26 protein-coding genes and 1 pseudogene are annotated in these 26,425 nt (G+C 61.2%); 21 read left to right on the top strand and 6 right to left on the bottom strand.

The features are described from left to right. Positions 1-220: 220 nt before the first annotated feature. The 10 genes from ACQKP4_RS06430 (at position 221) to ACQKP4_RS06385 (ending at position 13,365) form a co-directional block, all read left to right on the top strand. Entirely contained in the window at positions 221-2,440 is a 2,220-nt protein-coding gene (locus tag ACQKP4_RS06430) for a primosomal protein N' (RefSeq protein WP_427631455.1), read from the top strand. A 286-nt stretch (positions 2,441-2,726) separates the two neighbouring features. Continuing rightward, positions 2,727-4,463, top strand: a complete 1,737-nt coding sequence (gene argS, locus ACQKP4_RS06425; protein WP_427631454.1) for an arginine--tRNA ligase — start codon at positions 2,727-2,729, stop codon at positions 4,461-4,463. Between the two features lies 1 nt (position 4,464). Continuing rightward, positions 4,465-5,166, top strand: a complete 702-nt coding sequence (locus tag ACQKP4_RS06420) for an SPOR domain-containing protein (RefSeq protein ID WP_427631452.1) — start codon at positions 4,465-4,467, stop codon at positions 5,164-5,166. A 300-nt stretch (positions 5,167-5,466) separates the two neighbouring features. After that, on the top strand, positions 5,467-5,997 hold the full coding sequence (gene hslV, locus ACQKP4_RS06415) for an ATP-dependent protease subunit HslV (RefSeq protein ID WP_007899242.1): 531 nt from the start codon (positions 5,467-5,469) through the stop codon (positions 5,995-5,997). A gap of 49 nt (positions 5,998-6,046) precedes the next feature. Next, positions 6,047-7,387: an ATP-dependent protease ATPase subunit HslU gene (hslU, locus tag ACQKP4_RS06410; RefSeq protein ID WP_427631450.1), complete on the top strand. Its 1,341-nt coding sequence runs from the start codon at positions 6,047-6,049 to the stop codon at positions 7,385-7,387. Between the two features lie 120 nt (positions 7,388-7,507). Next, complete coding sequence (locus tag ACQKP4_RS06405) at positions 7,508-7,885, top strand: gamma-butyrobetaine hydroxylase-like domain-containing protein (RefSeq protein WP_427631448.1); 378 nt, start codon at positions 7,508-7,510, stop codon at positions 7,883-7,885. A 256-nt stretch (positions 7,886-8,141) separates the two neighbouring features. Further along, positions 8,142-9,821, top strand: a complete 1,680-nt coding sequence (phaC, locus tag ACQKP4_RS06400; protein WP_427631446.1) for a class II poly(R)-hydroxyalkanoic acid synthase — start codon at positions 8,142-8,144, stop codon at positions 9,819-9,821. Between the two features lie 232 nt (positions 9,822-10,053). Further along, positions 10,054-10,908: a poly(3-hydroxyalkanoate) depolymerase gene (gene phaZ, locus ACQKP4_RS06395; protein WP_427631444.1), complete on the top strand. Its 855-nt coding sequence runs from the start codon at positions 10,054-10,056 to the stop codon at positions 10,906-10,908. Between the two features lie 126 nt (positions 10,909-11,034). Next, the gene (gene phaC / locus ACQKP4_RS06390; protein ID WP_427631442.1) at positions 11,035-12,717 is read left to right on the top strand and encodes a class II poly(R)-hydroxyalkanoic acid synthase; all 1,683 of its coding nucleotides are present in this window, start codon (positions 11,035-11,037) and stop codon (positions 12,715-12,717) included. Between the two features lie 27 nt (positions 12,718-12,744). Continuing rightward, positions 12,745-13,365, top strand: coding sequence for a TetR/AcrR family transcriptional regulator (locus ACQKP4_RS06385; RefSeq protein WP_427631440.1), 621 nt, complete (start codon positions 12,745-12,747; stop codon positions 13,363-13,365). A gap of 175 nt (positions 13,366-13,540) precedes the next feature. Here the strand turns inward: ACQKP4_RS06385 and ACQKP4_RS06380 are convergent, their stop codons facing one another. From ACQKP4_RS06380 to ACQKP4_RS06370, 3 genes are all read right to left on the bottom strand, one after another. Next, positions 13,541-14,458 (bottom strand): phasin family protein, encoded by a 918-nt coding sequence (locus ACQKP4_RS06380; protein WP_427631438.1) that lies wholly within the window; start codon positions 14,456-14,458, stop codon positions 13,541-13,543. Between the two features lie 10 nt (positions 14,459-14,468). Continuing rightward, entirely contained in the window at positions 14,469-14,891 is a 423-nt protein-coding gene (locus ACQKP4_RS06375; RefSeq protein WP_427631437.1) for a phasin family protein, read from the bottom strand. 244 nt (positions 14,892-15,135) lie between these two features. Further along, positions 15,136-15,411 (bottom strand): polyhydroxyalkanoic acid system family protein, encoded by a 276-nt coding sequence (locus ACQKP4_RS06370; RefSeq protein WP_427631435.1) that lies wholly within the window; start codon positions 15,409-15,411, stop codon positions 15,136-15,138. 155 nt (positions 15,412-15,566) lie between these two features. Between ACQKP4_RS06370 and ubiE the strand changes: the two genes are divergently transcribed. The 11 genes and pseudogenes from ubiE to ACQKP4_RS06315 all read left to right on the top strand — a co-directional run bounded on the left by ubiE (position 15,567) and on the right by ACQKP4_RS06315 (position 23,639). Beyond that, on the top strand, positions 15,567-16,337 hold the full coding sequence (gene ubiE / locus ACQKP4_RS06365) for a bifunctional demethylmenaquinone methyltransferase/2-methoxy-6-polyprenyl-1,4-benzoquinol methylase UbiE (RefSeq protein ID WP_007989286.1): 771 nt from the start codon (positions 15,567-15,569) through the stop codon (positions 16,335-16,337). Then, positions 16,337-16,960 carry a ubiquinone biosynthesis accessory factor UbiJ gene (locus ACQKP4_RS06360; RefSeq protein ID WP_427631433.1) on the top strand — a complete coding sequence of 208 codons (624 nt, stop codon included), beginning with the start codon at positions 16,337-16,339 and terminating at the stop codon, positions 16,958-16,960. The genes ubiE and ACQKP4_RS06360 overlap by 1 nt, the downstream gene beginning before the upstream one ends. Next, complete coding sequence (ubiB, locus tag ACQKP4_RS06355) at positions 16,957-18,561, top strand: ubiquinone biosynthesis regulatory protein kinase UbiB (RefSeq protein WP_427631431.1); 1,605 nt, start codon at positions 16,957-16,959, stop codon at positions 18,559-18,561. Before ACQKP4_RS06360 ends, ubiB begins: the two co-directional genes overlap by 4 nt. Before the next feature lie 90 nt (positions 18,562-18,651). Beyond that, positions 18,652-19,053: a phosphoribosyl-AMP cyclohydrolase gene (gene hisI / locus ACQKP4_RS06350; protein ID WP_427631429.1), complete on the top strand. Its 402-nt coding sequence runs from the start codon at positions 18,652-18,654 to the stop codon at positions 19,051-19,053. Continuing rightward, a complete protein-coding gene (locus tag ACQKP4_RS06345; RefSeq protein ID WP_085725457.1) occupies positions 19,046-19,378 on the top strand; it encodes a phosphoribosyl-ATP diphosphatase in 333 nt (110 codons plus the stop codon). The genes hisI and ACQKP4_RS06345 overlap by 8 nt, the downstream gene beginning before the upstream one ends. 25 nt (positions 19,379-19,403) lie before the next feature. Beyond that, positions 19,404-19,679 carry a twin-arginine translocase TatA/TatE family subunit gene (locus tag ACQKP4_RS06340; RefSeq protein WP_427631427.1) on the top strand — a complete coding sequence of 92 codons (276 nt, stop codon included), beginning with the start codon at positions 19,404-19,406 and terminating at the stop codon, positions 19,677-19,679. Positions 19,680-19,689: 10 nt separating this feature from the next. After that, positions 19,690-20,136: a Sec-independent protein translocase protein TatB gene (gene tatB / locus ACQKP4_RS06335; RefSeq protein WP_427631425.1), complete on the top strand. Its 447-nt coding sequence runs from the start codon at positions 19,690-19,692 to the stop codon at positions 20,134-20,136. Then, positions 20,133-20,927, top strand: coding sequence for a twin-arginine translocase subunit TatC (gene tatC, locus ACQKP4_RS06330; protein WP_427631423.1), 795 nt, complete (start codon positions 20,133-20,135; stop codon positions 20,925-20,927). The genes tatB and tatC overlap by 4 nt, the downstream gene beginning before the upstream one ends. After that, positions 20,924-21,631, top strand: coding sequence for a 16S rRNA (uracil(1498)-N(3))-methyltransferase (locus ACQKP4_RS06325; protein WP_427631421.1), 708 nt, complete (start codon positions 20,924-20,926; stop codon positions 21,629-21,631). The genes tatC and ACQKP4_RS06325 overlap by 4 nt, the downstream gene beginning before the upstream one ends. Before the next feature lie 91 nt (positions 21,632-21,722). Then, a pseudogene (locus ACQKP4_RS06320) lies at positions 21,723-22,781 on the top strand (methyl-accepting chemotaxis protein); the annotation flags it as partial. Further along, the gene (locus ACQKP4_RS06315) at positions 22,767-23,639 is read left to right on the top strand and encodes a methyl-accepting chemotaxis protein (RefSeq protein ID WP_427631488.1); all 873 of its coding nucleotides are present in this window, start codon (positions 22,767-22,769) and stop codon (positions 23,637-23,639) included. The pseudogene ACQKP4_RS06320 and the gene ACQKP4_RS06315, both read left to right, overlap by 15 nt. 139 nt (positions 23,640-23,778) lie before the next feature. Here the strand turns inward: ACQKP4_RS06315 and ACQKP4_RS06310 are convergent, their stop codons facing one another. The 3 genes from ACQKP4_RS06310 to ACQKP4_RS06300 all read right to left on the bottom strand — a co-directional run bounded on the left by ACQKP4_RS06310 (position 23,779) and on the right by ACQKP4_RS06300 (position 26,404). Further along, a complete protein-coding gene (locus ACQKP4_RS06310; RefSeq protein WP_201199898.1) occupies positions 23,779-24,513 on the bottom strand; it encodes an amino acid ABC transporter ATP-binding protein in 735 nt (244 codons plus the stop codon). Continuing rightward, positions 24,506-25,465, bottom strand: a complete 960-nt coding sequence (locus ACQKP4_RS06305) for an amino acid ABC transporter permease (protein ID WP_427631418.1) — start codon at positions 25,463-25,465, stop codon at positions 24,506-24,508. Before ACQKP4_RS06305 ends, ACQKP4_RS06310 begins: the two co-directional genes overlap by 8 nt. A 141-nt stretch (positions 25,466-25,606) precedes the next feature. Continuing rightward, positions 25,607-26,404: a transporter substrate-binding domain-containing protein gene (locus tag ACQKP4_RS06300; protein WP_427631417.1), complete on the bottom strand. Its 798-nt coding sequence runs from the start codon at positions 26,402-26,404 to the stop codon at positions 25,607-25,609. Between the last annotated feature and the right edge of the window lie 21 nt (positions 26,405-26,425).

The following is a 26,425-nucleotide window of genomic DNA, read 5'->3' as shown; positions in this document are numbered from 1 at the left end:
TTCTACCAGACATTGACAATCGCGCAAGCTGTCCCTTAAACCGGTCGTCTGCTAGGCTCCCGGCACTTAGCAGCATCCCTGTGGGAGCGGGCTTGCTCGCGAAGAGGGCCTATCAGTCGGCATTTATGTCGCCTGACCCAACGCCTTCGCGAGCAAGCCCGCTCCCACAGGTTATGCGCAATGCCTTCCATTTATTGCCCGTCCAAAGAGAATCCCCCGCGTGCCCGACGCCATTTTGCGCCTCGCCCTGCCTTCGCCCCTGCGCCGCCTGTTCGATTACCGTGCCCCGGCCGGGATCCTGCGCGACCAGTTGCAGCCGGGGATGCGCCTGCGGGTGCCGTTCGGGCGACGGGAAATGATCGGCATCCTGGTGGAGGTCACCGACCACAGCGACGTGCCGCTGGAAAAGCTCAAACCGGCGCTGGCGCTGCTCGACGCCACGCCGCCGCTGCCGCCGGCGCTGTTCAAGCTGTGCCTGTGGACGTCCCAGTATTACCAGCACAGCCTCGGCGACACCTTGAGCTGGGCGCTGCCGGTGCTGCTGCGCCAGGGTGAACTGGCGGAAGCGCGCCAGGAACGCTTCTGGTCCGCCGCCCCCGGCGCCAGCCTTGATGACCCGCGCATTGCCCGGGCGCCGCGTCAACGTGAAGCACTGGCGACGCTGGCGCAACATCCTCACGGTGTCGCCCATCAGTTGCTCAGCAAGCTGATGCTGAGCAAAGACAGCCTGGACTTGTTGCTGGCCAAAGAACTGGTGCAGGTCGAAATCCGCAAGCACGCCCCCGAAGCGCGCCACGAGCGCTGGCTGGCGCAGCCGGAACTGCCGCTCAACCCGGAACAGCGTGCCGCGTATGAAGCGATTCGCGCAGGCTTCGACAGTTATCACGCGTTCCTGCTGGCGGGCGTCACCGGCAGCGGCAAGACCGAAGTCTATTTGCAACTGATCCGCGAAACCCTCGAAGCCGGCAAGCAGGCGCTGGTGTTGATCCCGGAGATCAACCTCGGTCCGCAGACCCTGGCGCGTTTCGAGCAGCGCTTCAATGCGCGCATCGCCCTGATTCACTCGGCGGTCAACGACCGCGAGCGCCTCGAAGCGTGGCTCGCGGCCCGTGATGGCGACGCCGACATTATTATCGGCACCCGCTCGGCGCTGTTCACGCCGATGAAAAACCCCGGCCTGATCATCATCGACGAAGAGCACGACGGCTCTTATAAACAGCAGGAAGGCTTGCGCTATCACGCCCGCGACCTGGCACTGGTGCGCGCGCGCCAGGAAAACATCCCGATTGTGCTCGGCTCTGCCACGCCGTCGCTGGAAAGCCTGCACAACGCCTACACCGGCCGCTATGGGCTGTTGCGTCTCAACGAGCGCGCAGGCGGCGCCAAACAGCCGCGTTTCCTGCGCCTGGACGTGAAAAGCCGTCCGCTGGACAGCGGCATTTCCGGGCCGATGCAGCAAGCCATCGGCCAGACCCTGGCGGCCGGCCAACAAGTATTGGTGTTTCTCAACCGTCGCGGCTTTGCCCCGACGCTGCTCTGCCACGATTGCGGCTGGATGTCCGAGTGCCAACGCTGCGATGCGCGGATGACCGTGCACCAGCGCTCCGGCGAACTGCGCTGCCACCATTGCGGCTACGTCGAGCGGGTGCCCCGGCATTGTCCGAAATGCGGCAAGGTCGATTTGCGGCCCGTCGGCGCCGGCACCGAACGCGCCGAAGAACGCCTCGCGATCCTGTTCCCGGACGTCCCGGTGCTGCGGGTCGACCGTGACAGCACGTCGCGCAAAGACGCGATGAACCAGTTATTCGCAACGATTCAGAAGGGCCAGCCGTGCATTCTGGTGGGCACGCAGATGCTCGCCAAAGGGCATCACTTTCCACGGGTGACGCTGGTATCGATTCTCGATGCCGACGGCGGATTGTTTTCCGGCGACTTCCGCGCCAGCGAGCGCATGGCGCAGCTGATCGTCCAAGTGGCCGGGCGCGCGGGCCGAGCCGAGGAGCCGGGCCGGGTGATCATCCAGACGCACTTGGCGGACCATCCGCTGCTGGTGCAACTGACCGAGCAGGGGTATTTCGCGTTCGCCGAGCAGGCATTGAGCGAGCGTCGCTCCGCCGGGTTGCCGCCGTTTGCACATTTGGCGTTGCTGCGCGCCGAAGCGCACAAACCGGGGCAGGCGGAAGGTTTTCTGGATGAGGCCTGCAGCGAGGCCGAGCATTTGCTGGCCGCGTTGAATCTGACCGGCGTCGAATTGCTGGGTCCGGTGCCGGCTCCGATGGAGCGACGGGCCGGGCGTTATCGTGCGCAATTGTTGTTGCAGGCTACGGCGCGGGCGCCGTTGCATCGTCTGTTAAGCCATTGGCTGCTGGCGCTGGAGCAAATGCCGAGCGGGCGGTCGGTGCGCTGGTCGCTGGATGTCGATCCTGTCGATTTGTATTGATTGATAGAGCGCTTTCGCGAGCAAGCCCGCTCCCACTGGGGGCTTGGGTCAAGTCCACATTTGCCGTACACCGCCGATCCACTGTGGGGGTTGTGCCAGACACATAACGTGTGAACGCCGCCGATCCAGTGTGGGAGCGGGCTTGCTCGCGAAGAGGCCCTATTTGTCACCACATATCCATAACCTGCCCGCTATAGTTGGCAAGCACGTCCGGGCCACGGATAATGCCCAGTTTTTCCACCAGCGCATCGAAGCGCCGCCGCGCTTGCGGTCGAAAGAGAACACCATGAAAGACACCATTCGCCAGCTGATCCAACAAGCCATCACCCAACTCGTCAACGAAGGTGTGTTGCCTGAAGGCCTGTCGCCGGCGATCCAGGTGGAAAATTCCCGCGACAAGAAAAACGGCGACTTCGCCAGCAACATCGCGATGATGCTGGCCAAACCGGCCGGCATGAAACCACGGGATCTGGCCGAGAAAATCATCGCCGCGCTGCCGGCCGATGAAAACGTCACCAAGACCGAAATCGCCGGCCCGGGCTTTCTGAACTTCTTCCAGAACACTGACGCCCTGGCTTCGCGCCTGGACGCCGCTTTGGCCGACAAGCACGTCGGCGTGCGCAAGGCCGGCCCGGTACAGCGCACCGTTGTCGACCTGTCGGCACCGAACCTGGCCAAAGAGATGCACGTCGGCCACTTGCGTTCGACCATCATCGGCGACGGCGTGGCTCGCGTGCTGGAGTTCCTCGGCGACGAAGTGATCCGTCAGAACCACGTCGGCGACTGGGGCACCCAGTTCGGCATGCTGATGGCCTACCTTCAGGAAAACCCGATCACCAGCGACGAGCTGTCGGACCTGGAAAACTTCTACCGCGCCGCCAAGCAACGCTTCGACGAATCCGAAGAGTTCGCCGACCGTGCCCGTGGCCTGGTGGTCAAGCTGCAAGCCGGCGACCCGGACTGCCTGGCGCTGTGGACCAAGTTCAAAGACATCTCGCTGTCGCATTGCCAGAAAATCTACGAACTGCTGAACGTCAAACTGACCATGGCCGACGTGATGGGCGAAAGCGCCTACAACGATGATCTGGTCAACGTGGTCAACGACCTCAAGGCCGCCGGCATGCTGGTGGAAAGCAACGGCGCGCAGTGTGTGTTCCTCGACGAGTTCAAAAACGCCGACGGCGACCCGCTGCCGGTGATCATCGTCAAGGCCGACGGCGGCTACCTCTACGCCACCACTGACCTGGCGGCCGTGCGTTATCGCAGCGGCACGCTCAAGGCGGATCGGGCGTTGTACTTCGTCGACCAGCGTCAGGCGCTGCATTTCCAGCAAGTGTTCGCGGTGGCCCGCAAGGCCGGTTTCGTGACGCACCCGATGGAAATGGAACACATGGGTTTCGGCACCATGAACGGCGCCGATGGCCGCCCGTTCAAGACCCGTGATGGCGGCACCGTAAAACTGATCGACCTGCTGACCGAAGCCCGGGAACGCGCCTACACCCTGGTGAAGGACAAGAACCCGGAGCTGGCCGAGGCGGAATTGCGCAACATCGCCAAGGTGGTGGGCATTGGCGCGGTGAAATACGCCGACCTGTCCAAGCACCGCACCAGCGACTACAGCTTCAACTTCGACCTGATGCTGAACTTCGAAGGCAACACCGCACCGTACTTGCTCTATGCCTACACGCGCGTGGCCGGTGTGTTCCGCAAGCTGGGCAAGGACTTCAGCGCAGTCGAAGGTCAGATCGTCCTCGAAGCGGCGCACGAACACGAGTTGGCGGCCAAGCTCGCGCAGTTCGGCGAAGTGCTGAACAGCGTGTCGGAGAAAGGCACGCCGCACATCCTCTGCACCTACCTGTACGATGTCGCCGGTCTGTTCTCCAGCTTCTACGAGAACTGCCCAATCCTCAGCGCCGACACCCCGGCGCAAATGCAAAGCCGTCTGCGCCTCGCCGCGCTGACCGGCCGCACTCTCAAGCAAGGCCTGGAACTGTTGGGTCTGGAAACTCTGGAGCGTATGTAAGTTGGCTGCCAAGAAAAAACCTGCACCCAAGCGTGGCGCCAGCCGTTACCAAGCCCCTGCAAAGCAACCGATTCCGGGTTGGCTGTGGATGGCGATCGGCCTGACCGTCGGCGCGTTCATTGTGTTCCTGATGAAGCTGGAGCCGGGCAAGGGCAGTGACACGGTCAAGCGAGAGAAAGTCGAGCAGCAACAGAAAGCCACCAAGATCGCCGAGGCCAACAAGACCCCGCCAAGCCCGACGCAACCGGTCAAGCCGAAGTACGATTTCTACACCTTGCTCCCGGAATCGGAAGTGATCGTGCCGCCAGACGCCGTGCCGGAGAAAACCCTGCCGACGCCGCAAGTACCGACCACACCGGTCACCCCTGCGGAGGCGGCGAAGATCGATACGGCGCGGGCTCAGGCCGCCCTGTCAGGGATTACACCGCCGCCAGCACCACCGGTTTCCAAAGCGGCGCCGGTGACCAAGTTCTTCCTGCAGGCCGGCTCCTTCCGCAAGGAGGCCGATGCGGACAAGGTTCGGGCGCAGATCATTCTTCTCGGGCAGGCGGTAGCGGTTGAGTCCGGCACCGTGAAGGACGAGACCTGGTATCGGGTACTGGTCGGCCCGTTCAGCAACCGCGAACAACTGACCACGGCGCAGAAACAACTGGCCGGCGCAGGGTTTAGCAACCTGTTGTTACAACAACGCCAGAGCCGTTAAAGAGCAGCGTTTGAGCCGTTAATGGTGGGACAAATGGAGTGGGCGACCTGAAGCAGCGGGTCGCCGCCTTCGCGAGCAAGCCCGCTGCCACATTGATTCTTCGTTTGCCATAGAACCTGCCAACCACACAGCCCCAGGGTGGGAGCGGGCTTGCTCGCGAATGGCGGCAGCACTCGCACCACACCTCTTCCTGCAACTTCGCCGCTCGTCCCCTCTCCCGCCGCGCAGTTGAAAAACCCGCTACCACCCCCATATGAGTTGGCATAAGGCATTTTCGCCCCGCTGCGTGGAGACTCTCCCTTGACCACCATCGTTTCAGTTCGCCGCCACGGCAAAGTCGTCATGGGCGGCGACGGCCAGGTTTCTCTCGGCAATACCGTGATGAAAGGCAACGCGAAGAAAGTTCGTCGCCTGTACCACGGCCAGGTCATTGCCGGTTTTGCCGGGGCCACCGCTGACGCCTTCACCCTCTTCGAGCGTTTCGAAGGCCAGCTGGAAAAACACCAGGGTCACCTCGTTCGCGCAGCCGTCGAGCTCGCCAAGGAATGGCGCACCGACCGTTCCCTCAGCCGCCTCGAAGCCATGCTCGCGGTCGCCAACAAAGACGCGTCCCTGATCATCACCGGCAACGGCGACGTGGTGGAACCCGAAGAAGGCCTGATCGCCATGGGTTCCGGCGGCGGTTACGCCCAGGCCGCTGCCAGCGCACTGCTGAAGAAAACCGATCTGTCGGCCCGCGAAATCGTCGAAACCGCACTCGGCATCGCCGGCGACATCTGCGTATTCACCAACCATACCTTCACCATTGAGGAGCAGGACCTCGCTGAGTAAGCCGGCCTTTGTGCCACGGCTCATTCTTGCTTGAGGACCGCCAATTACTATGTCCATGACTCCCCGTGAAATCGTCCACGAACTCAATCGCCATATCATCGGCCAGGACGATGCCAAGCGCGCCGTCGCCATCGCGCTGCGTAACCGCTGGCGCCGGATGCAGCTGCCGGAAGAGCTGCGCGTCGAGGTCACGCCAAAGAACATCCTGATGATCGGCCCGACCGGTGTCGGCAAAACCGAGATCGCCCGTCGCCTGGCCAAACTGGCCAATGCGCCATTCATCAAAGTCGAAGCGACCAAGTTCACCGAAGTCGGCTACGTCGGCCGCGACGTCGAATCGATCATCCGTGACCTGGCTGACGCCGCGATCAAATTGCTGCGCGAACAGGAAATGACCAAGGTCCGCCATCGCGCCGAAGATGCCGCCGAAGAGCGCATCCTCGACGCCCTGCTGCCACCGGCACGCATGGGTTTCAGCAACGACGACTCGGCACCGGCCGGCGATTCCAACACCCGCCAACTGTTCCGCAAGCGCCTGCGCGAAGGTCAGCTGGATGACAAGGAAATCGAAATCGAAGTCGCCGAAGTGGCGGGCGTCGATATTTCCGCGCCGCCGGGCATGGAAGAGATGACCAACCAGTTGCAAAGCCTGTTCGCCAACATGGGCAAGGGCAAGAAGAAGAGCCGCAAGCTCAAGGTCAAAGAAGCATTGAAACTGGTGCGCGACGAAGAAGCCGGTCGCCTGGTCAACGAAGAAGAGTTGAAGGCCAAGGCACTGGAAGCGGTCGAGCAGCACGGCATCGTCTTCATCGACGAAATCGACAAAGTCGCCAAGCGCGGCAACTCCGGTGGCGTCGACGTGTCCCGTGAAGGCGTGCAGCGCGACTTGCTGCCGCTGATCGAAGGCTGCACCGTCAACACCAAACTGGGCATGGTCAAGACTGACCACATCCTGTTCATCGCCTCCGGTGCATTCCACCTCAGCAAGCCGAGCGATCTGGTGCCCGAGCTGCAAGGTCGCCTGCCGATTCGTGTCGAGCTCAAGGCGCTGACGCCGGAAGACTTCGAACGCATTCTCAGCGAGCCGCATGCCTCGCTCACCGAGCAATATTGCGCCCTGCTGAAAACCGAAGGCCTGGCCATCGAGTTCCAGCCGGACGGCATCAAGCGTATCGCCGAGATCGCGTGGCAGGTCAACGAGAAAACCGAGAACATCGGTGCCCGCCGCTTGCATACGCTGCTGGAGCGCCTGCTGGAAGAGGTGTCGTTCAGTGCCGGCGACCTGGCCAGCGCCCACGATGGCAAGGTGATCATGATCGACGCCGACTACGTCAACAGCCACCTCGGCGAATTGGCGCAGAACGAAGACCTGTCCCGCTACATTCTGTAAGCCATACTTTCAGGCGAACGCCCCCTGAGGGAGCGGGGCTTGTTGTGGTGAGAGGGCTTGCCACAACAAGCCCGCTCCCACATTTGCACCGAGCTCGCCCACACCAATGGATTGCCGGTCATGACCCAACTCCCCACCGATATCAAACTGCACAAAGCCTCGAAAACCCTGTCGCTGAAATACGCGTCGGGCGAGGAGCATCACCTGCCCGCCGAGTTCTTGCGCGTGCACTCGCCGTCCGCCGAGGTCCAGGGCCACGGCAAACCTGTCCTCCAGTTTGGCAAGATCGGCGTCGGCCTGAGCAAGGTAGAACCGGCCGGTCAGTACGCACTGAAATTGACCTTCGACGACGGCCACGACAGCGGCCTGTTCACTTGGGAATACCTGTACCAGTTGGGCGTGCGCCAGGAGGATCTCTGGAACGATTATCTTGCCGAGCTCAAAGCCGCCGGAAAAACCCGTGACCCGAACCAGTCCATCGTCAAGCTGATGCTCTAGTTCGGGCCTCTCGTTCTTTAGAGCGCAGTTTCTAATTCCATCTGTTTGAATGCTCCGCTCCAGGGTCAATGATTGGCCCGCTTGCGAAAAAAATTAAACTCGGGTAACCAATGGAGCTGGCAAGTTCCCTGCAGTGCTCTCTGCCATAAAGCAGCGATGCAGAATTAACGGTCACCCGAGCAGCAGTACCTGGCAATGGCTGTGGGACTACCCAGCAGGAACCGGGTACTCGTCTCAGGACAATGGAGCGTCGTAGATGAGTAACAAAAATAACGATGACTTGAAGTCTCAAGCCTCGGAAAACACCTTGGGGCTGAATCCTGTCGTTGGGCTGCGTGGAAAGGATCTACTGGCTTCTGCTCGGATGGTGCTCAGGCAAGCCATCAAACAACCGATTCACAGTGCAAAGCATGTCGCCCATTTCGGCCTTGAACTGAAGAACGTGTTGTTCGGCAAATCCGAGCTTCAACCGACCCCCGAAGACCGTCGCTTCGCTGATCCGGCCTGGAGTCAGAACCCGCTCTATAAACGTTATTTGCAGACTTACCTGGCGTGGCGCAAGGAACTCCACACCTGGATCGATGACAGCAACCTGCCGCCCAAGGATGTCGCTCGCGGGCACTTTGTAATCAACCTCATGACCGAAGCCATGGCGCCGACCAACAGTGCGGCCAACCCGGCAGCGGTCAAACGCTTCTTCGAAACCGGCGGCAAGAGTCTGCTCGACGGCCTCTCGCACCTGGCCAAAGACATGGTCCACAACGGCGGCATGCCGAGCCAGGTCAACATGGGCGCGTTCGAAGTCGGCAAGAGCCTGGGCGTGACCGAAGGCGCGGTGGTATTTCGCAACGACGTGCTGGAGCTAATCCAGTACCGGCCGATCACCGAGCAAGTCCACGAGCGCCCGCTGCTGGTGGTGCCGCCGCAGATCAACAAGTTCTACGTATTCGACTTGAGCCCGGACAAGAGCCTGGCGCGTTTCTGCCTGCGCAACAATGTGCAGACGTTCATCGTCAGCTGGCGCAACCCGACCAAGGAGCAGCGCGAGTGGGGCCTGTCGACCTATATCGAGGCGCTCAAGGAAGCGGTCGACGTGGTCACCGCAATCACCGGCAGCAAAGACATCAACATGCTCGGCGCGTGCTCCGGCGGCATCACCTGCACCGCGCTGCTGGGCCATTACGCGGCAATCGGCGAGAAGAAGGTCAACGCCCTGACGCTGCTGGTCAGCGTGCTGGATACCACGCTGGACAGCGACGTCGCGCTGTTTGTGGACGAACAGACCCTGGAAGCGGCCAAGCGCCATTCGTATCAGGCCGGGGTGCTGGAAGGTCGCGACATGGCCAAGGTCTTCGCCTGGATGCGCCCCAACGACCTGATCTGGAACTACTGGGTCAACAACTACTTGTTGGGCAACGAGCCGCCGGTGTTCGACATCCTGTTCTGGAACAACGACACCACCCGGTTGCCCGCCGCGTTCCACGGCGACCTGATCGAGATGTTCAAAAGTAATCCACTGATTCGCCCGAATGCACTGGAAGTGTGCGGCACGGCGATCGACCTGAAGCAGGTCACGGCCGACATCTTTTCCCTGGCCGGCACCAACGACCACATCACGCCGTGGAAGTCCTGCTACAAGTCGGCGCAATTGTTTGGCGGCAAGGTCGAGTTCGTCTTGTCCAGCAGCGGCCATATCCAGAGCATTCTGAACCCGCCGGGCAACCCGAAATCGCGCTACATGACCAGCACCGAAATGCAGGCCAAGGCTGAGGACTGGCAGGAAAACTCCACCAAACACACTGACTCCTGGTGGCTGCACTGGCAGGCCTGGCAAGCAGAACGCTCGGGCAAGCTGAAGAAGTCGCCGACCAGCCTGGGCAACAAAACCTATACCGCCGGTGAAGCAGCGCCGGGCACCTACGTACACGAGCGGTAACTGACACACCCCACGCTCTTGCAGGAGCGGGCTTGTGTGGCGAGGGGGATGGTCGGAATGCCGCATCGCCCGTTCGACTGCGAAGCAGTCGTCAATCAGTCAGCACTTTCTGACTATAAGACCGTGTTGACTGGTTTCAGGTGCGCTTCGCACCCCCACGGGGGCAAGCCCCCTCGCCACAGGCCCGCTCCCACAAGGGATTGGGGATGAATTCACCCACAGGGCTTGAAGCATGCCGCAACCGTTCATATTCCGTACCGTCGACCTGGATGGCCAGACCCTCCGCACAGCGGTACGCCCCGGCAAGCCTCACTTGACGCCCTTGCTGATTTTCAACGGCATCGGCGCCAACCTGGAGCTGGTATTTCCGTTTGTCGCGGCGCTGGACCCGGACCTGGAAGTCATCGCTTTCGACGTACCCGGTGTCGGCGGTTCGTCGACGCCGAACCGGCCGTACCGCTTTCCGGGGCTGGCCAAGCTCACGGCGCGGATGCTCGACTATCTCGATTACGGACAGGTCAATGTGATCGGCGTGTCGTGGGGGGGTGCGCTTGCCCAGCAGTTCGCCTACGACTACCCCGAACGCTGCAAGAAACTGGTGCTGGCGGCCACGGCGGCCGGCGCGGTCATGGTCCCGGGCAAGCCGAAAGTGCTGTGGATGATGGCCAGTCCACGGCGCTACATCCAGCCGTCGCACGTGATCCGGATTGCACCGATGATCTACGGCGGCTCGTTCCGGCGCGACCCGACGCTGGCCGCCAGCCATGCCGCGAAAGTGCGCTCGGCCGGCAAACTCGGTTACTACTGGCAGCTGTTCGCAGGCTTCGGCTGGACCAGCATCCACTGGCTGCACAAGATTCACCAGCCAACGCTGGTACTGGCCGGCGATGACGACCCGCTGATCCCGCTGATCAACATGCGCATGCTGGCGTGGCGAATTCCCAACGCCCAGTTGCACATCATCGATGACGGGCACTTGTTCCTGATCACCCGCGCCGAAGCCGTGGCGCCGATCATCATGAAATTCCTGGAAGAAGAACGGCAGCGCGCCGTGATGCATCCGCATCCGACGCCATTGGGCGGTTAGCCACCCCTGCTCTTGCAGATGGACAGGGTCGGCAGGACGCCGGCCGGGCAACAAGCCACAACAGCGTCTATGGTGTTCTGGTTCGGTGTGTTTGTATTTGGCCTGAAGACGAAGGAGTGTTGAGTCATGCGCGAAAAACCAACAAGGGACTTTTTGCCCACTCCCGCCGCGTTCATCAACGCACAAAGTGCGATCACCGGGCTGCGCGGCCGGGACTTGCTGTCGACCTTGCGCAGCGTCGCCGCCCACGGTTTGCGCAACCCGGTGCACAGTGCCAGGCACGTATTGAAATTCGGCGGTCAACTGGGCCGCGTCCTGCTCGGTGAAACCCTGTACCCGACCAACCCGCAGGACAGTCGTTTTCACGACCCCGCGTGGGCGCTCAATCCGTTTTATCGGCGCAGCCTGCAGGCCTACCTGAGCTGGCAGAAACAGGTCAAAAGCTGGATCGACGAAAGCGACATGAGCCCGGACGATCGCGCCCGCGCCCACTTTGCCTTCGCCCTGCTCAACGACGCCGTGGCACCGTCCAACACTTTGCTCAATCCGCTGGCGATCAAGGAGATTTTCAACTCCGGCGGCAATAGCCTGGTGCGCGGCATCAGTCACCTGGTCGACGATCTCCTGCACAACGACGGCTTGCCCCGGCAAGTCAGCAAGCAAGCGTTCGAAGTCGGCAAGACCGTCGCCACCACTACCGGCGCCGTGGTGTTTCGCAATGAATTGCTGGAGCTGATCCAGTACAAGCCGATGAGCGAAAAACAGTATTCCAGGCCGCTGCTGGTGGTGCCGCCGCAGATCAACAAGTACTACATTTTCGACCTCAGCCCCGGCAACAGCTTTGTCCAGTACGCCCTGAAAAACAGCTTGCAGACCTTCATGATCAGCTGGCGCAACCCGGATGTGCGCCACCGCGAATGGGGCCTGTCGACCTACGTCGAAGCCGTGGAAGAAGCGATGAATGTGTGCCGGGCGATCACGGGGGCGCGGGAAGTGAACCTGATGGGTGCTTGCGCCGGCGGGTTGACCATTGCGGCGCTGCAAGGTCACTTGCAGGCCAAGCGACAGCTGCGCCGAGTATCGAGCGCGACCTATCTGGTCAGTTTGCTCGACAGCCAGATGGACAGCCCGGCCACGCTCTTCGCCGATGAGCAAACCCTGGAAGCCGCGAAACGCCGGTCTTACCAGAAAGGCGTGCTGGACGGGCGCGACATGGCCAAGATCTTCGCCTGGATGCGCCCCAACGACTTGATCTGGAACTACTTCGTCAACAACTACCTGCTGGGCAAAGAGCCGCCGGCGTTCGACATTCTCTACTGGAACAACGACAACACGCGCCTGCCGGCAGCGTTTCATGGCGACCTGCTGGACTTCTTCAAGCACAACCCGCTGACCCATCCGGGCGGCCTCGAAGTGTGCGGCACGCCGATTGATTTGCAGAAGGTCACCGTCGACAGCTTCAGCGTGGCCGGCATCAACGACCACATCACGCCGTGGGACGCGGTGTACCGTTCAACCCTGTTGCTGGGGGGTGAGCGGCGCTTCGTGCTGTCCAATAGCGGTCATGTGCAGAGCATTCTCAACCCGCCGGGCAACCCGAAAGCCAACTACGTCGAGAGCGCGAAACTCAGTAGCGACCCTCGGGCCTGGTATTACGACGCCAAGCAAACGGACGGCAGCTGGTGGACGCAGTGGCTGGGCTGGATACACGAACGCTCCGGCGCACTCAAGGAAACCCACATGCCCCTAGGCAACCAGAACTATCCACCGATGGAGGCAGCACCCGGCACTTATGTGCGAGTGCGCTGACGCTCAACGAACCCTTAAGAAGACTGGATGAAAACCCGCGACCGGATTCTCGAATGTGCTTTGCAGTTGTTCAATCAGAAGGGCGAGCCGAACGTCTCGACCATGGAAGTTGCCAACGAAATGGGGATCAGCCCGGGCAATCTCTACTACCACTTTCACGGCAAGGAGCCGCTGATTCTCGGGTTGTTCGAACGCTTCCAGGCGGAGTTGGCGCCGCTGCTCGACCCGCCATCGGACGTGGAGTTGGCGCCAGAAGATTACTGGTTGTTCCTGCACTTGATCGTCGAGCGCCTGGCGCACTATCGGTTTCTGTTCCAGGACTTGTCGAATCTCGCCGGACGCTTGCCCAAACTGGCCAAAGGCATCCGCAACCTGCTCAATGCCCTGAAGCGCACGCTGGCTTCGTTACTGGCGCGGTTGAAGGCTCAGGGGCAGTTGGTCAGCGATACGCAGGCGTTGGGGCAGTTGGTGGAGCAGATCACCATGACGCTGCTGTTCTCGCTGGACTATCAGCGGATTCTGGATCGCGAGGGTGAAGTGCGGCTGGTGGTTTATCAGATCATGATGCTGGTGGCGCCGCATTTGTTGCCGCCGATCAAGGCAGCGACCGAGCAACTGGCGCTGCAATACCTCGAAGAACACGAGTAATCCCCTGTGGGAGCGGGCTTGCTCGCGAAGGCGTCGTGTCAGCCAACATCTTGGTTAACTGACAGAGCGCTTTCGCGAGCAAGCCCGCTCCCACAGTGGATCTTCGGTGCTCATTAATCCGCGCATAAAAAAACGCCCGACCTTTACAGGCCGGGCGTTTTTTTGAGTCCTGAAATCAGGACTGACTGGTTGGCGTCGATGAAGCTGGCGCGGCAGTCGGGGTGGCAGCAGATGTCGGCGCGCTGGCGGAGTTCGCGGTGCTGGCCGGGGCTGCTGCCGGTTTGGCGGCGGCCACTGCTGGTTTTGGTGCAGCCGCTTTAGGCGCTACCGGTTTTTTAACTGCGGGCTTTTTCGCTGCGGCAGGTTTCGCCGCTGGCTTGGCCGCCGGTTTGGCCGCTGCGGTTTTAGCAGCAGGTTTGGCAGCCGGTTTAGCGGCTGACTTGGCGGCAGGTTTTGCCGCTGCTTTGGCGGCGGCAACCGGTTTGGCCGCGGCCTTGACGGCTGCCTTGGCTGCCGGTTTAGCGGCGGCGGTTTTCGCAGCGACTTTTGCCGCGGGCTTGGCAACTGCTTTGGCAGCGGCTTTCACCAATGGCTTGGCAGCGGATTTGGCTGCTGGTTTGGCAGCCGCCGTTTTAGCGGCCGGTTTGGCTGCTGCGGTTTTCGTCGCAACAGGCGCAACCTTGGCACCGGTGAGTTTCTCGATTTGCCGGGTCAGGGTATCGACCTTGCTGTGCAGCGCCTTGACTTCGTTGCGGCTCGGAACACCGAGGCGCGAAATGGCGCTGTTCAGGCGCTTGTCGAAAGCCCCTTCCAGCTCATCCCACTTGCCCAGCGCACGATCTTTAACGCCAGTGATGCGTGACTTGGCCGAGGACGCGGAGTCCTTGGCGGCATCAACTTTCTTGCCGACGGCGCTCTTGGTGAGCTTCTCGGCTTTCTCGCCGTCTTTAACCAATGTATCGAAGAGCTTGCTGCCGTCAGTGTCGATCTTCGAGTACACGCCTAAACCAGCCAGCCAGATTTTGCGGGAGTAGTCTTCGACCTTCCCAATCCACGAGCTGCCTTCTTTGTCAGTATTCTTTTTACCAGCCATCCCGTTCTCCTTAAGATTTACGCGCGACGCGTTCGAGCAATGCCGTCAACTCATCGAGCTTAGCAGACAGTGTCTCAACGTCATGTTTAGACGGAATGCCGATACGATTCAAGGCGCTCGCTACACGCGAGTCGAAAGCCTTCTCGACCTTGTCGAGTTGCACTTCGACCTTGCCTTTGAAAGTGCTGACTTCACCCTTCGCGTCATCGATCTCGGCGTTAGCGGCTTCAAGTTTTTCTGCCACTACCTTTTTGCCTTTCTTTTCAACAGTTTGACCAGCCTTGATCAACTCTTGAAAGTAATCGTTACCCTCTTGGCCGACCTTGGCGTAGGCACCCAGGCCTGCCAGCCAGATCTTGCGGGCATAGGATTTGACGTCGCCCAGAGCAGTTGTCGAAGCGTCGATTTTTTTCTTCAAAATAACTTTGGCCATGGTGCACCTCACGCGCAGAAGGTTTGAGGAACTGCCCGCGAAAGTGTCGGGCTCGTGCACAAAGTAGGGAGAAAAATTAGAAACGGCACCCTAACAACTGACATAAAACCGGGGGCACGCCGCAAAAAACTGTGGGAGCGGGATTGCTCGCGAATGCGGGCTGTCAGTCGACCGAGATGTTGACCGACAGAGCGCATTCGCGAGCAAGCCCGCTCCCACAAGGCAAACTCATTTCAATCGCAAATCAGACCAGGGCTTTATCCAGCGCTTTTTCGATTTCCGCCTTGATCGTGCCGCTCATGGCCGACATCAACATGCCCAGCTCAACATCGACCCTGATCGAATCCTCACCCACATGCACCGCACCTTTCACACCCGAACGCTTCAGGTTCAGGGTGTCGCCTGACCACTGCGGCTCCAGGCCATATTGATCGGACAACTTCTGCGCCAACTTGTCGGCCTTCTCGCGGGCCGCTTCCTTACCCAGGTCGTGGGCACGCTCAACACTAATACGGGCCATCGAATGACTCCTGTTTGATGAATACTTTCCTGAAGCATCTTGACCGTCGCTGCGGCAAAACGTCCCGGCGGTTGCCCATCTTACCTTCAGCCTTGCCAAGACAAAGCAGGCCACCGGGATTAGAATGTCCCGCATTCTCTTCTGGTGACAGCGATATGACTGATCAGCGCAAAGGCAGCGATGCCGAACCCACCACTCACTTCGGCTTCAAAAACGTTCCGGAAAGCCAAAAAGCGGAAAAAGTCGCTGAGGTTTTCCATTCGGTAGCGGCCAAGTACGACTTGATGAACGACCTCCTGTCGGGCGGCATGCACCGTTTGTGGAAGCGTTTTGCAATCGAACTGTCGGGCGTTCGTACCGGCAACCGCGTGCTGGACATCGCTGGCGGTACCGGCGACCTGACCAGGAAGTTCTCGCACCTCGTCGGCCCGACCGGCCAGGTGGTGTTGGCCGACATCAACGAATCCATGCTCAAGGTCGGTCGTGACCGCTTGCTGGACCTCGGTGTCGCCGGCAACGTCGAATTCGTCCAGGCCGACGCGGAAAAGCTGCCGTTCCCGGACAACCATTTCGATTGCGTGACCATCGCCTTCGGCCTGCGTAACGTCACTCATAAAGAAGACGCGCTGCGCTCGATGCTGCGCGTGCTCAAGCCAGGCGGGCGTTTGCTGGTGCTGGAATTCTCCAAGCCGACCAACGCGCTGATGTCCAAGGCCTACGACGCCTACTCGTTCGCCTTCATGCCACTGATGGGCAAGCTGATCACCAACGATTCGGAAAGCTATCGTTACCTGGCCGAATCGATCCGCATGCACCCGAATCAGGAAACCCTGAAATCGATGATGGTCGAGGCCGGTTTCGACCGCGTCACCTACCACAACATGACGGCAGGCATCGTCGCCCTGCACCGCGGCATCAAACCCTGATGTTGCTGGCCGGCCTGCTCGCCAGCGTTGAACTCGGTCTGAACCGGGTGCTTCGCCTCGACAGCACGGCGCTGCCACGGCTGGCGCATTTGAGCGGCAGGGTCATTGCCGTCGACTGCCGCAGCCCGGCGCTGCAACTGTTCATCCTGCCCAGCGACGAAGGCCTGATGCTCGCCTCCCACTGGGAAACCGGCGCCGACTGCACCTTGCGTGCACCGGCCTCGAGCCTGTTGAAACTGGCGCTGAGCAAGGACAAAACCGCCATCCTGCACGGCCCTGAAGTCGAACTCGACGGCGACAGCGGCGTGCTGCTGGAACTGGCGGCGATCCTCCAGGACCTTGAGCTGGACTGGGAGTACGAACTCTCGCGCTGGCTCGGCCCGGTCGCCACGCAATTGGTCGGCGGTCACCTGCGCAGCCGCGCACGCTGGTATCAGCAAGGGTTCGCCAGCCTCAATCAGAACCTGGGCGAATACCTGGCCGAAGAATCGCGCACCCTCGTCGGTCAGCGCGAAGCCGAAGCCCGCTTCAGTGAACTGGACCAGATCAAACTCGATCTGGAACGTCTCGAGGCGCGTTTCGAGCGCCTTTCCCGATCCCTCGACCCAAGCGATAACGCATGAAGCTGCTTGCCGTCCGCCGTTTGTTGCGCATCCAGCGCGTTGTGATTCGCTACCGCCTCGATGACCTGCTGTTCGCCCTGCCGCTGCCGTGGTTTCTGCTGGCGCTGCGCTACGCCTTGCCGTGGCGCTGGTTCCCGCGCAAGCCGCTGGAACTGAGCCGTGGCGCGCGATTGCGCCTGGCGTTGCAGGACCTGGGGCCGATCTTCATCAAGTTCGGGCAGATTCTGTCCACCCGCCGCGACCTGCTGCCGGAAGACATTGCCGACGAGCTGATGAAACTGCAGGACCGCGTGCCGCCGTTCGACTCGCAACTGTCGGTCAGGCTGATCGAAGAACAGCTCGGCAAAAAGATCAGTGAAGTGTTCAGCCGTTTCGACGTCGAACCGCTGGCCTCGGCGTCGGTGGCCCAGGTGCATGCCGCGCAATTGAAGTCCGGCGAAGAAGTGGTCGTCAAAGTGATACGCCCGGGATTGAAGCCGATCATCAAGCAGGACCTGGCGTGGCTGTTCATCCTCGCCCGCGCCGCCGAAAAACTCTCGGCTGACGCGCGGCTGCTGCACCCGGTGGACGTGGTGCAGGACTACGAAAAAACCATCTACGACGAACTCGACCTGCTGCGCGAGGCGGCCAACGCCAGCCAGTTGAAACGCAACTTCGAAGGTTCGCCGCTGCTGTATGTGCCGCAGGTCTATTGGGACTGGTGCCGGCCGAAAGTGTTGGTGATGGAACGCATCTACGGCATTCAGGTGACGGACCTCGCGACCCTGGCCGATCAGCGTACCGACATGAAAATGCTCGCCGAACGCGGTGTCGAAATCTTCTTCACCCAGGTGTTTCGCGACAGCTTTTTCCACGCCGACATGCACCCGGGCAACATCTTTGTCAGCACCGTGAACCCGTGGAGCCCGCAATACATTGCGATCGACTGCGGCATTGTCGGCAGCCTGACCCCGGAAGATCAGGATTACCTGGCGCGCAACCTGTTCGCCTTCTTCAAACGCGATTACCGTCGCGTCGCGCAGTTGCACATCGATTCGGGCTGGGTGCCGGCGGAAACCAAACTCAACGAATTCGAAGCGGCGATCCGTACGGTTTGCGAACCGATCTTCGAAAAACCGTTAAAAGATATTTCATTCGGTCAGGTGCTGATGCGCCTGTTCCAGACTGCTCGACGCTTCAACATGGAAGTGCAGCCGCAACTGGTGCTGCTGCAAAAAACCTTGCTGAACATCGAAGGCCTGGGCCGTCAGCTGTACCCGGACCTCGATCTGTGGAACACCGCGCAGCCGTTCCTCGAACGCTGGATGCGCGAACGCGTGAGCCCCAAAGCCTTGATCGGCAACGTGCAGAGCCAGTTCGAACAGCTGCCGCATCTGGCCAACATGGCCCGCGACCTGCTCGAACGCATGTCCCAACCCCACGCCTACGACCCGCCGCCACCGTGGCACAAACGCAAGGACGACTGGTTCCTGCGCCTGCTCGGCTGCGCGCATCTGGCCGGTGGCGCGATTTTGCTGGCCGGCGGGCCGCTGGGTGAATTGGGGCATTGGCCAGCCGGGATCATGGTGGCGGTCGGTTTGTATCTGGTCGTTCGCCGATAGCCAGTCACGTCACACGCTGGCACACTGTTTCAACGCTGAATTTCACGTGGGCCTCGATTGATGAAGTGTGAGCCCGCATCGGAGTCGAAGATGAAAAACTGGCTGGACGAGATCAAGTGGGACGCAGACGGCCTGGTGCCCGCGATCGCACAGGATCACAAAACCGGGCGCGTGCTGATGATGGCCTGGATGAACCGTGAAGCGCTGGAACTGACCGCCGCCGAGCACCGCGCCGTTTACTGGTCGCGTTCCCGTGGCAAGCTGTGGCGCAAGGGCGAAGAGTCCGGCCACGTGCAAACCCTGCATGAGATGCGCCTGGACTGCGACGCCGACGTGATCATTCTGCTGGTCGAGCAGATCGGCGACATCGCCTGTCATACCGGCCGCCAGAGCTGCTTCTATCGCGTCTTCGAGAACGGCGACTGGACAACCGTCGACCCGGTGCTCAAAGATCCGCACGCCATCTACAGCGCAGGACATTCCCATGAGTGACACATTGACCCGACTGGCCGAGGTGCTGGAGGCGCGCAAAGGCGCCGCCGCCGACAGCTCGTATGTCGCCAGCCTGTATCACAAGGGTCTGAACAAGATTCTGGAGAAAGTCGGCGAAGAGTCGGTCGAAACCATCATTGCCGCCAAGGACGCCGCCGTCAGCGGTGACTGCAGCGATGTGATCTACGAGACCGCCGACCTGTGGTTCCACAGCATGGTCATGCTCGCCCAACTGGGGCAGCATCCACAGGCTGTGCTCGATGAACTGGACCGTCGTTTCGGTCTGTCCGGACACGCCGAGAAAGCCTCGCGCCCGTCCGCCTGAACAATTATTTGAGAGGAGCAGCAACATGGGCATTTTTGACTGGAAACACTGGATCGTCATCCTGGTTGTCGTCGTGCTGGTGTTTGGTACCAAGAAACTGAAAAACCTTGGCACTGACGTCGGCGAATCGATCAAGGGCTTTCGCAAAGCCATGAACGATGAAGACAAGCCTGTCGATCCGACCGTGACCCCGGCTTCACCGGTTCCACCTGTCCAGCCTCAGGCCGCACCGGTGAACCCGCCGCACACCATCGACGTGCAGGCGCAAAAAGTCGAAGAGCCGATCCGCAAAGACGTGTGAGCACTGACTAATGTTTGGTATCAGCTTCTCTGAACTGCTGCTCGTCGGCCTCGTTGCCCTGCTGGTGCTGGGCCCCGAGCGTCTGCCGGGTGCTGCGCGCACCGCCGGCCTGTGGGTCGGGCGTCTGAAGCGCAGCTTCAACGCGATCAAACAGGAAGTTGAACGTGAAATCGGTGCCGACGAGATTCGTCGGCAACTGCACAACGAGCACATTCTGTCGCTGGAGCAGGAGGCGCGAAAGATCTTCACGCCGACTCAACAGGAAGCCACACCGGTTCAGCCCGTTGAACCGGTGGCGCAGCAGACCATTCATGCTCCCGCTGCGGTCGAACCTGCTGCGGCCGCAGCAGAACCGGCCCCGGTTGTTGCAACACCGTCGGTTGAACCTGTTACCCCTGCGGCCACGCCAGTTGCGCCGGCCCCTCATGACCCTACACTGCCGCCGCGAGCCCCATGAGCGATCTCCCTGAAAACGACCAGCACATGCCGCTGGTTTCGCACCTCACCGAGTTGCGTACCCGCCTGCTGCGTTGTGTAGCGGCGATTTTCATCATCTTCGCCGGGTTGTTTGCCTTCACCCAGCAGATCTACACCTTCGTCTCGACGCCGCTGCGCCAGTATTTGCCGGTCGGCGCGACGATGATCGCCACCGACGTGTCGTCGCCGTTCCTGACGCCGCTGAAACTGACGATGATGGTCTCGCTGTTCCTGGCGATCCCGGTGATCCTGCATCAGATCTGGGGCTTCATCGCACCTGGCCTGTACAAGCACGAAAAGCGCATCGCGGTGCCGTTGCTGATGTCCAGCATCTTGCTGTTCTACACCGGCATGGCGTTCGCCTATTACCTGGTGTTCCCGCTGATCTTCAAATTCTTCGCCGCTGCCACCCCGGCCGGCGTGGAGATGATGACCGACATCACCAGCTACCTCGATTTCGTCATGACGCTGTTCTTCGCCTTCGGCGTGGCGTTCGAAATCCCGGTGGCCGTGGTGCTGCTGGTGTGGATCGGCGTAGTCGACGTCAAATACCTGAAGAAAATCCGCCCGTACGTAATCATCGGCTGCTTCGTGGTCGGCATGATCCTGACCCCGCCGGACATCTTCTCGCAGACCTTGCTCGCGGTGCCGATGTGGCTGCTGTTCGAGATCGGCATCCTGTTTGGCAGCCTGATCAGCAAGCGCGGCGAGCACCCCGACGACCAACCGGTTGACGATCACAACGACCAACCGCCAGCGACCCAGCCGTGAACCTGCTGCTGCTCGAAGAAGCCGACTTCATTGCGGCCGACCGGGTGATCCTGCGTGATCGTCGGCTGACGCACATGCAGGACGTCCACCGTTCAGTGGTGGGCGACAGCCTGCGCGTCGGGCGTATTGGCGGTTTGATGGGCTCGGCGCAAGTGCTGCGCCTGGACGCCGACGAAGCCGAGCTGCGCGTTACCCTCGATCAACCGCCGCCGACCAAGCTGCCGCTGACGCTGGTGTTGGCCCTGCCGCGTCCGAAAATGCTGCGCAGGGTGTTTCAGACCGTGGCCGCAATGGGTGTGCCGCGAATCGTCTTGGTCAACAGCTACCGCGTCGAGAAGAGCTTCTGGCAAACGCCGTTTCTGGAGCCAGAGGCGATTCGCGAGCAACTGATCCTCGGCCTTGAGCAGGCACGCGACACGGTGCTGCCGGACATCGTCATCGAGAAACGCTTCAAGCCGTTCGTTGAAGACCGCCTGCCGGCCATGACCCACGGCACACTTGGCCTCGTCGGCCACCCCGGCCCCTACCCGCCCTGCCCCCGTGGCCTGGACGAGCCGGTGACGCTGGCGATCGGCCCCGAAGGCGGCTGGATCCCTTACGAAATCGAGCTGCTGGGCAAATCCGGCCTGCAACCGGTGCAACTCGGCGAGCGCATCCTGCGCGTCGAAACCGCCGTCACCGCGCTGCTCGCCCGGCTCTTCTAATAAATCCAGCAAGCCACATAACCTACAGATTCCGGCCAGGCCGCCGATATAACTCCCATAAAACCAATTTGTGGTCCGAGGGAGTAGCAGCATGTACCGTTGGCTGGCCGAGAATCTGGGAAACGTAAGCGTCAATCGCAAGCTGGGAATCGGCTTCGGTCTGGTGCTGCTGCTGACGTTGCTGATCACTTTTACCGGCTGGACCGGCATGACCGGGATCATGAGCCGGGGCGACAAACTCGGGTTTATCTCCAGCCTCAATGAGCAGACCAAAGACCTGCGCCTGGCACGTCTGGACTACGAAATGCGTCGGGGCGAACAAGGCCCGACCGCCGTCAACGACCTGCTGAACCAGCTCGATGCCAGCCTGCAAACCGCGCGCAAACTGATCGAGCAACCGGCTGACGTGGCGATGATCGACCAGCAATTGGCCGCCGTCAGCCAGTACAGACAAGCATTCACCGCCATGACTCAGGCCGGCGCCAACCGCGAAGATGCCCGCAGCAAACTCGGCGCCACTGCCGACAACGCCGTGGCGCGGATCGCCGAAGTTGAAAAATCCATGCTGCAAGGCGAGAGCGTCGCCGCCTTCAACAGCGTGGTCGACCTGAGCAAACTGATTCAGCAAGCGCGCTTCCAGGTGCGCGGCTACACCTACAGCGGCAAGACCGAGGCCGAACAGCCGGCGCTGGATGCCATCGACAACGCGCTGAAAAATCTCGACAGCCTGCCGGCCAAACTGCCGGAACAGCACCTCGCCAACCTGCAACAAGCCACCGAATCGCTCAAGGCGTATCGGGCCGCCGTCAGCCAGTTCCGCGACTCTCAGGTCGCCAGCGCCGCAGCCGCCAAGCGCATGGGCGAGCAAGGCGAGATCCTGCTCGACGCCAGCAAAAAACTGACCGTGTCGCAAACCGCGGTCCGCGACACCGACGCGGCCAGCGCCCAAAACAAGCTGCTGCTTACGACGGCCCTGGCGTTGGCCTTCGGCATGCTGGCGGCGTGGGCGATCACGCGTCAGATCGTGATCCCGCTGAACCAGACCCTCAAAGTCGCCGAGCGCGTCGCCGGCGGTGACCTGACGCAAAACCTGATCTCCGAGCGTCGCGACGAACTCGGTCAATTGCAGCGCGCCATGCAGAGCATGACCCTGGGCTTGCGCGAGCTGATCGGCGGCATCAGCGAGGGCGTCACGCAAATCGCCAGCGCCGCTGAAGAGTTGTCGGCCGTCACCGAACAGACCAGCGCCGGGGTCAACAGCCAGAAGGTCGAGACCGACCAGGTGGCGACCGCAATGAACGAAATGACCGCCACGGTGCAGGAAGTCGCGCGCAACGCCGAGGAAGCCTCAGAAGCCGCTGTCGCCGCCGATCAGCAAGCCCGCGAGGGTGACCGGGTGGTGGGCGAAGCCATCGCCCAGATCGAACGTCTGGCCCTTGAAGTGGGCAATTCCACTGCCGCCATGGGCGACCTGAAGCGCGAGAGCGACAAGATCGGCAGCGTGCTCGATGTGATCAAGTCGGTCGCACAACAAACCAACCTGCTGGCGCTCAACGCCGCCATTGAAGCCGCCCGTGCCGGTGAGGCCGGTCGTGGTTTTGCGGTGGTTGCCGACGAAGTCCGCAGCCTCGCCCAGCGTACGCAGAAGTCCACCGAAGAGATTGAGGAGCTGATCGTCGGCCTGCAAAACGGCACCCAGCAAGTCGCGACCATCATGGACAACAGCCGCGCGCTGACCGACAGCAGCGTCGAATTGACCCGACGCGCCGGCGGCTCGCTGGAAAGCATCACCCGCACCGTGTCGGCGATTCAGTCGATGAACCAGCAGATCGCGGCGGCGGCCGAGCAGCAGACCGCGGTCGCGGAAGAGATCAACCGCAGCGTGCTGAACGTACGCGATGTGTCCGAGCAGACCTCGGCGGCGAGTGAAGAGACAGCGGCGTCCAGCATAGAACTGGCGCGGCTGGGCACGCATTTGCAGATGCTGGTGGGCAAGTTCAAGGTTTGAGCTGATCCGGATTGCTCGGTTCACTCGGGACCGAGGGGATGCTTTCGCGAGCAAGCCCGCTCCCACAGGGATGTGTGTTGATCACCAAACTATTGTGGGAGCGGGCTTGCTCGCGAAGGCGATCTGACGGACGACGCGATTAAAGGACCTGGCGCAAGAAGGCCTGGGCTCGCGGGTCCTTCGGTGCATCGAAGAACTCGGCCGGCGAGGCATCTTCCAGCAGCTTGCCGTGATCGAAGAACAACACCCGGTCCGCCACTTCCCGGGCGAAGCCCATCTCGTGGGTCACGCAGACCATGGTCATGCCTTCCACAGCCAGGGTTTTCATCACGTCCAGCACTTCGCCGACCATCTCCGGGTCGAGCGCCGAGGTCGGCTCGTCGAACAGCATGACCTTGGGCTCCATGGCCAACGCCCGGGCAATCGCCACGCGCTGTTGCTGACCACCGGACAGGCGCGATGGAAACTCGTTGGCCTTCTGCGCAATGCCGACCTTTTCCAGTAACGCCAACGCCTTGGCTTCGCGCTCTTTCTTGCCGCGCTTGCGCACGACTTTCTGCGCCAGGCACAGGTTTTCCAGCACGGTCATGTGCGGGAACAGGTTGAAATGCTGGAACACCATGCCGACTTCGCGGCGGTAAGCATTGACGTCGGTTTTCGGGTCGGCCAGTTGCAGACCGTCGATGCTCACCGAGCCTGAATCAAACGCTTCAAGGCCATTGAGGCAGCGCAGGAAGGTCGATTTGCCGGAACCGGACGGACCGATCACCACCAGCACTTCGCCCTTGGCCACCTGGGTCGACACGTTATCCACCGCGCGCACCACCTGACCACGGGTGTCGAAGACTTTTACCAGATCGCGGACTTCAATCACTTTGCGCGAGCCTCCGCTCAAGCCGGCTGGCGATTTTCGACAGCGGCAGGTTGATCAACAGGTACAGCCCGGCCACGCAGAACAGGATTTCGAACGGCGAGAACGAGGTGGTGATGACTTCGCGACCGCTTTTCAGCAGCTCGGTAATCGCAATCACCGACACCAGCGAGGTGTCTTTCACCAGGCTGATGAACTGGCCGGCCAGGGGTGGCAGCACGCGTTTCAACGCTTGCGGCAGCACCACGTGGCGCATCGACTGGCCGGCGCTCAGGCCCAGCGAGCGAGCGGCCTCGTTCTGGCCTCGGGCGATGGATTGCACGCCGGAACGGATGATCTCGGCCACGTAGGCGCCCGTGAACAGCGACAGCGCGGCGATCCCGGCGAACTCGCGGGACAGGTTCATCACCGTGCCGATGAAGAAATAGAAAATGAAAATCTGCACCAGCAACGGCGTGCCGCGCACCAGTTCGACGTAAATGGTCGAGAGATCGCGCAAGGTCGGGTTGCTCGACAAACGGCAGAGGCCGGTGGCGAGACCGATCAGCAGGCCGAGCACGCCGGAGACAACCGACAACCACAACGTCGTCCAAAGCCCCCATAACAGCGGACCTGCCGCCCAATGCCGGGTCACGCCGATCACGTCGCCTTCCGCCACGTCATCGCCTTGGGCGACTTGCAGGCTGTTGTCGTCGACGGTCAGGTGTTGTTCGTCGCCTGCGTCGTTGCGCAGGGTGACTTCGGCTTTATCCCCCTTGCGCACCACCTCGCTGACAGTGGAGATGTCGGCGGCGCGCAGGGATTCTTCGGCGTGGTAGACGAAGTATTGCGGCACCCGGTTCCAGCGCCATTCGTAGGACATCAGCGAGGTGGCGTAGTACAGCGCGCCAGCCAGGCCGATGAGCAATAGCACCGTTAAAACGTGCCACGGCCATTGGGATTTTCTCTGTTTCATTTGCTATGACGATTCCGAATTTTGTGTCGCCAGGGAGGCCGTCTTCGCGAGCAAGCCCGCTCCCACAGTTAGCCAGTAAGCGATCCAATGTGGGAGCGGGCTTGCTCGCAAATGGGCCGACGCGGTCTGACTGACCGAGCCCTATTCCATATCCTTGAGCCAAGCGGTGTCTTTGAACCACTTGTCATGAATGCGATCGTAGGTGCCGTCTTCGCGGATCTGGTGCAGGAAGTTGTTGATGAAGTTGAGGCTGTCGTAGTCGCCCTTCTTCAGGCCGAAGGCCAGTGGCTCGTAGGTGAACGGCTTGTCGAGGAACACCAGTTTGCCGGCGCCGACCTTGTTCACGGCCACCACGTTGTACGGCGCGTCGTAGATGAAGGCGTCGGCCTTGCCGTTCACCACGTCGAGCACGGCTTCCTGCTCGTTGTCGTAGCCGTGGTACTTGGCTTTGGAGATCAGCTTCTTGGCAACCATTTCACCGGTGGTGCCGAGCTTGGAGGTGATGCGGTAGTCGGCGCTGTTCAGGTCTTTGTAGGACTTGATGGTGCCTTCCAGGTCCTTGCGGATCAGCAGGGTCTGGCCGACCACGATGAACGGTTCGCTGAAGTTCAGGCGCAGGTTGCGTTCCTGGGTCAGGGTCATGCCGCTGCCGATCATGTCGAACTTGTCGGTCATCAGCGCCGGGATGATGCCGTCGTAGCCGGTCGATACCAGCTCCAGTTTGACGCCCATGGCTTTGGCCATGGCTTTGAGGAGGTCGACTTCGAAGCCGATGATCTCGCCGCGCTTGTTGGTCATCTCGAACGGCATGTAGGTCGGGTCCATCCCGACCTTGAGCGTGCCGCGCTTGACCGCGTCATCGATGGCCCCGGCTTGCGCCGTGCTGACCGCAACCAATGCCGTGACGCCGACCAGCAGCATCGAGAGATACTTCTTCATCTTCATGTCCCCAAAACCATT

Source organism: Pseudomonas sp. NPDC086278 (assembly GCF_050280905.1).
Taxonomy (GTDB): domain Bacteria; phylum Pseudomonadota; class Gammaproteobacteria; order Pseudomonadales; family Pseudomonadaceae; genus Aquipseudomonas.
The sequence above is the reverse complement of the archived record's forward strand: the minus strand, read 5'-3'. Positions and strand labels throughout refer to the sequence as shown.

What these genes read in the sequence shown, in the direction of transcription:
- argS (WP_427631454.1), top strand. Translation starts at nt 2,727, where the DNA reads ATGAAAGACACCATTCGCCAGCTGATCCAACAAGCCATCACCCAACTC.
- hslU (WP_427631450.1), top strand. Translation starts at nt 6,047, where the DNA reads ATGTCCATGACTCCCCGTGAAATCGTCCACGAACTCAATCGCCATATC.
- ACQKP4_RS06405 (WP_427631448.1), top strand. Translation starts at nt 7,508, where the DNA reads ATGACCCAACTCCCCACCGATATCAAACTGCACAAAGCCTCGAAAACC.
- phaC (WP_427631446.1), top strand. Translation starts at nt 8,142, where the DNA reads ATGAGTAACAAAAATAACGATGACTTGAAGTCTCAAGCCTCGGAAAAC.
- phaZ (WP_427631444.1), top strand. Translation starts at nt 10,054, where the DNA reads ATGCCGCAACCGTTCATATTCCGTACCGTCGACCTGGATGGCCAGACC.
- phaC (WP_427631442.1), top strand. Translation starts at nt 11,035, where the DNA reads ATGCGCGAAAAACCAACAAGGGACTTTTTGCCCACTCCCGCCGCGTTC.
- ACQKP4_RS06385 (WP_427631440.1), top strand. Translation starts at nt 12,745, where the DNA reads ATGAAAACCCGCGACCGGATTCTCGAATGTGCTTTGCAGTTGTTCAAT.
- ACQKP4_RS06380 (WP_427631438.1), bottom strand. Translation starts at nt 14,458, where the DNA reads ATGGCTGGTAAAAAGAATACTGACAAAGAAGGCAGCTCGTGGATTGGG.
- ACQKP4_RS06375 (WP_427631437.1), bottom strand. Translation starts at nt 14,891, where the DNA reads ATGGCCAAAGTTATTTTGAAGAAAAAAATCGACGCTTCGACAACTGCT.
- ACQKP4_RS06370 (WP_427631435.1), bottom strand. Translation starts at nt 15,411, where the DNA reads ATGGCCCGTATTAGTGTTGAGCGTGCCCACGACCTGGGTAAGGAAGCG.
- ubiE (WP_007989286.1), top strand. Translation starts at nt 15,567, where the DNA reads ATGACTGATCAGCGCAAAGGCAGCGATGCCGAACCCACCACTCACTTC.
- ACQKP4_RS06360 (WP_427631433.1), top strand. Translation starts at nt 16,337, where the DNA reads ATGTTGCTGGCCGGCCTGCTCGCCAGCGTTGAACTCGGTCTGAACCGG.
- ubiB (WP_427631431.1), top strand. Translation starts at nt 16,957, where the DNA reads ATGAAGCTGCTTGCCGTCCGCCGTTTGTTGCGCATCCAGCGCGTTGTG.
- hisI (WP_427631429.1), top strand. Translation starts at nt 18,652, where the DNA reads ATGAAAAACTGGCTGGACGAGATCAAGTGGGACGCAGACGGCCTGGTG.
- ACQKP4_RS06345 (WP_085725457.1), top strand. Translation starts at nt 19,046, where the DNA reads ATGAGTGACACATTGACCCGACTGGCCGAGGTGCTGGAGGCGCGCAAA.
- ACQKP4_RS06340 (WP_427631427.1), top strand. Translation starts at nt 19,404, where the DNA reads ATGGGCATTTTTGACTGGAAACACTGGATCGTCATCCTGGTTGTCGTC.
- tatB (WP_427631425.1), top strand. Translation starts at nt 19,690, where the DNA reads ATGTTTGGTATCAGCTTCTCTGAACTGCTGCTCGTCGGCCTCGTTGCC.
- tatC (WP_427631423.1), top strand. Translation starts at nt 20,133, where the DNA reads ATGAGCGATCTCCCTGAAAACGACCAGCACATGCCGCTGGTTTCGCAC.
- ACQKP4_RS06315 (WP_427631488.1), top strand. Translation starts at nt 22,767, where the DNA reads ATGCAGAGCATGACCCTGGGCTTGCGCGAGCTGATCGGCGGCATCAGC.
- ACQKP4_RS06305 (WP_427631418.1), bottom strand. Translation starts at nt 25,465, where the DNA reads ATGAAACAGAGAAAATCCCAATGGCCGTGGCACGTTTTAACGGTGCTA.
- ACQKP4_RS06300 (WP_427631417.1), bottom strand. Translation starts at nt 26,404, where the DNA reads ATGAAGAAGTATCTCTCGATGCTGCTGGTCGGCGTCACGGCATTGGTT.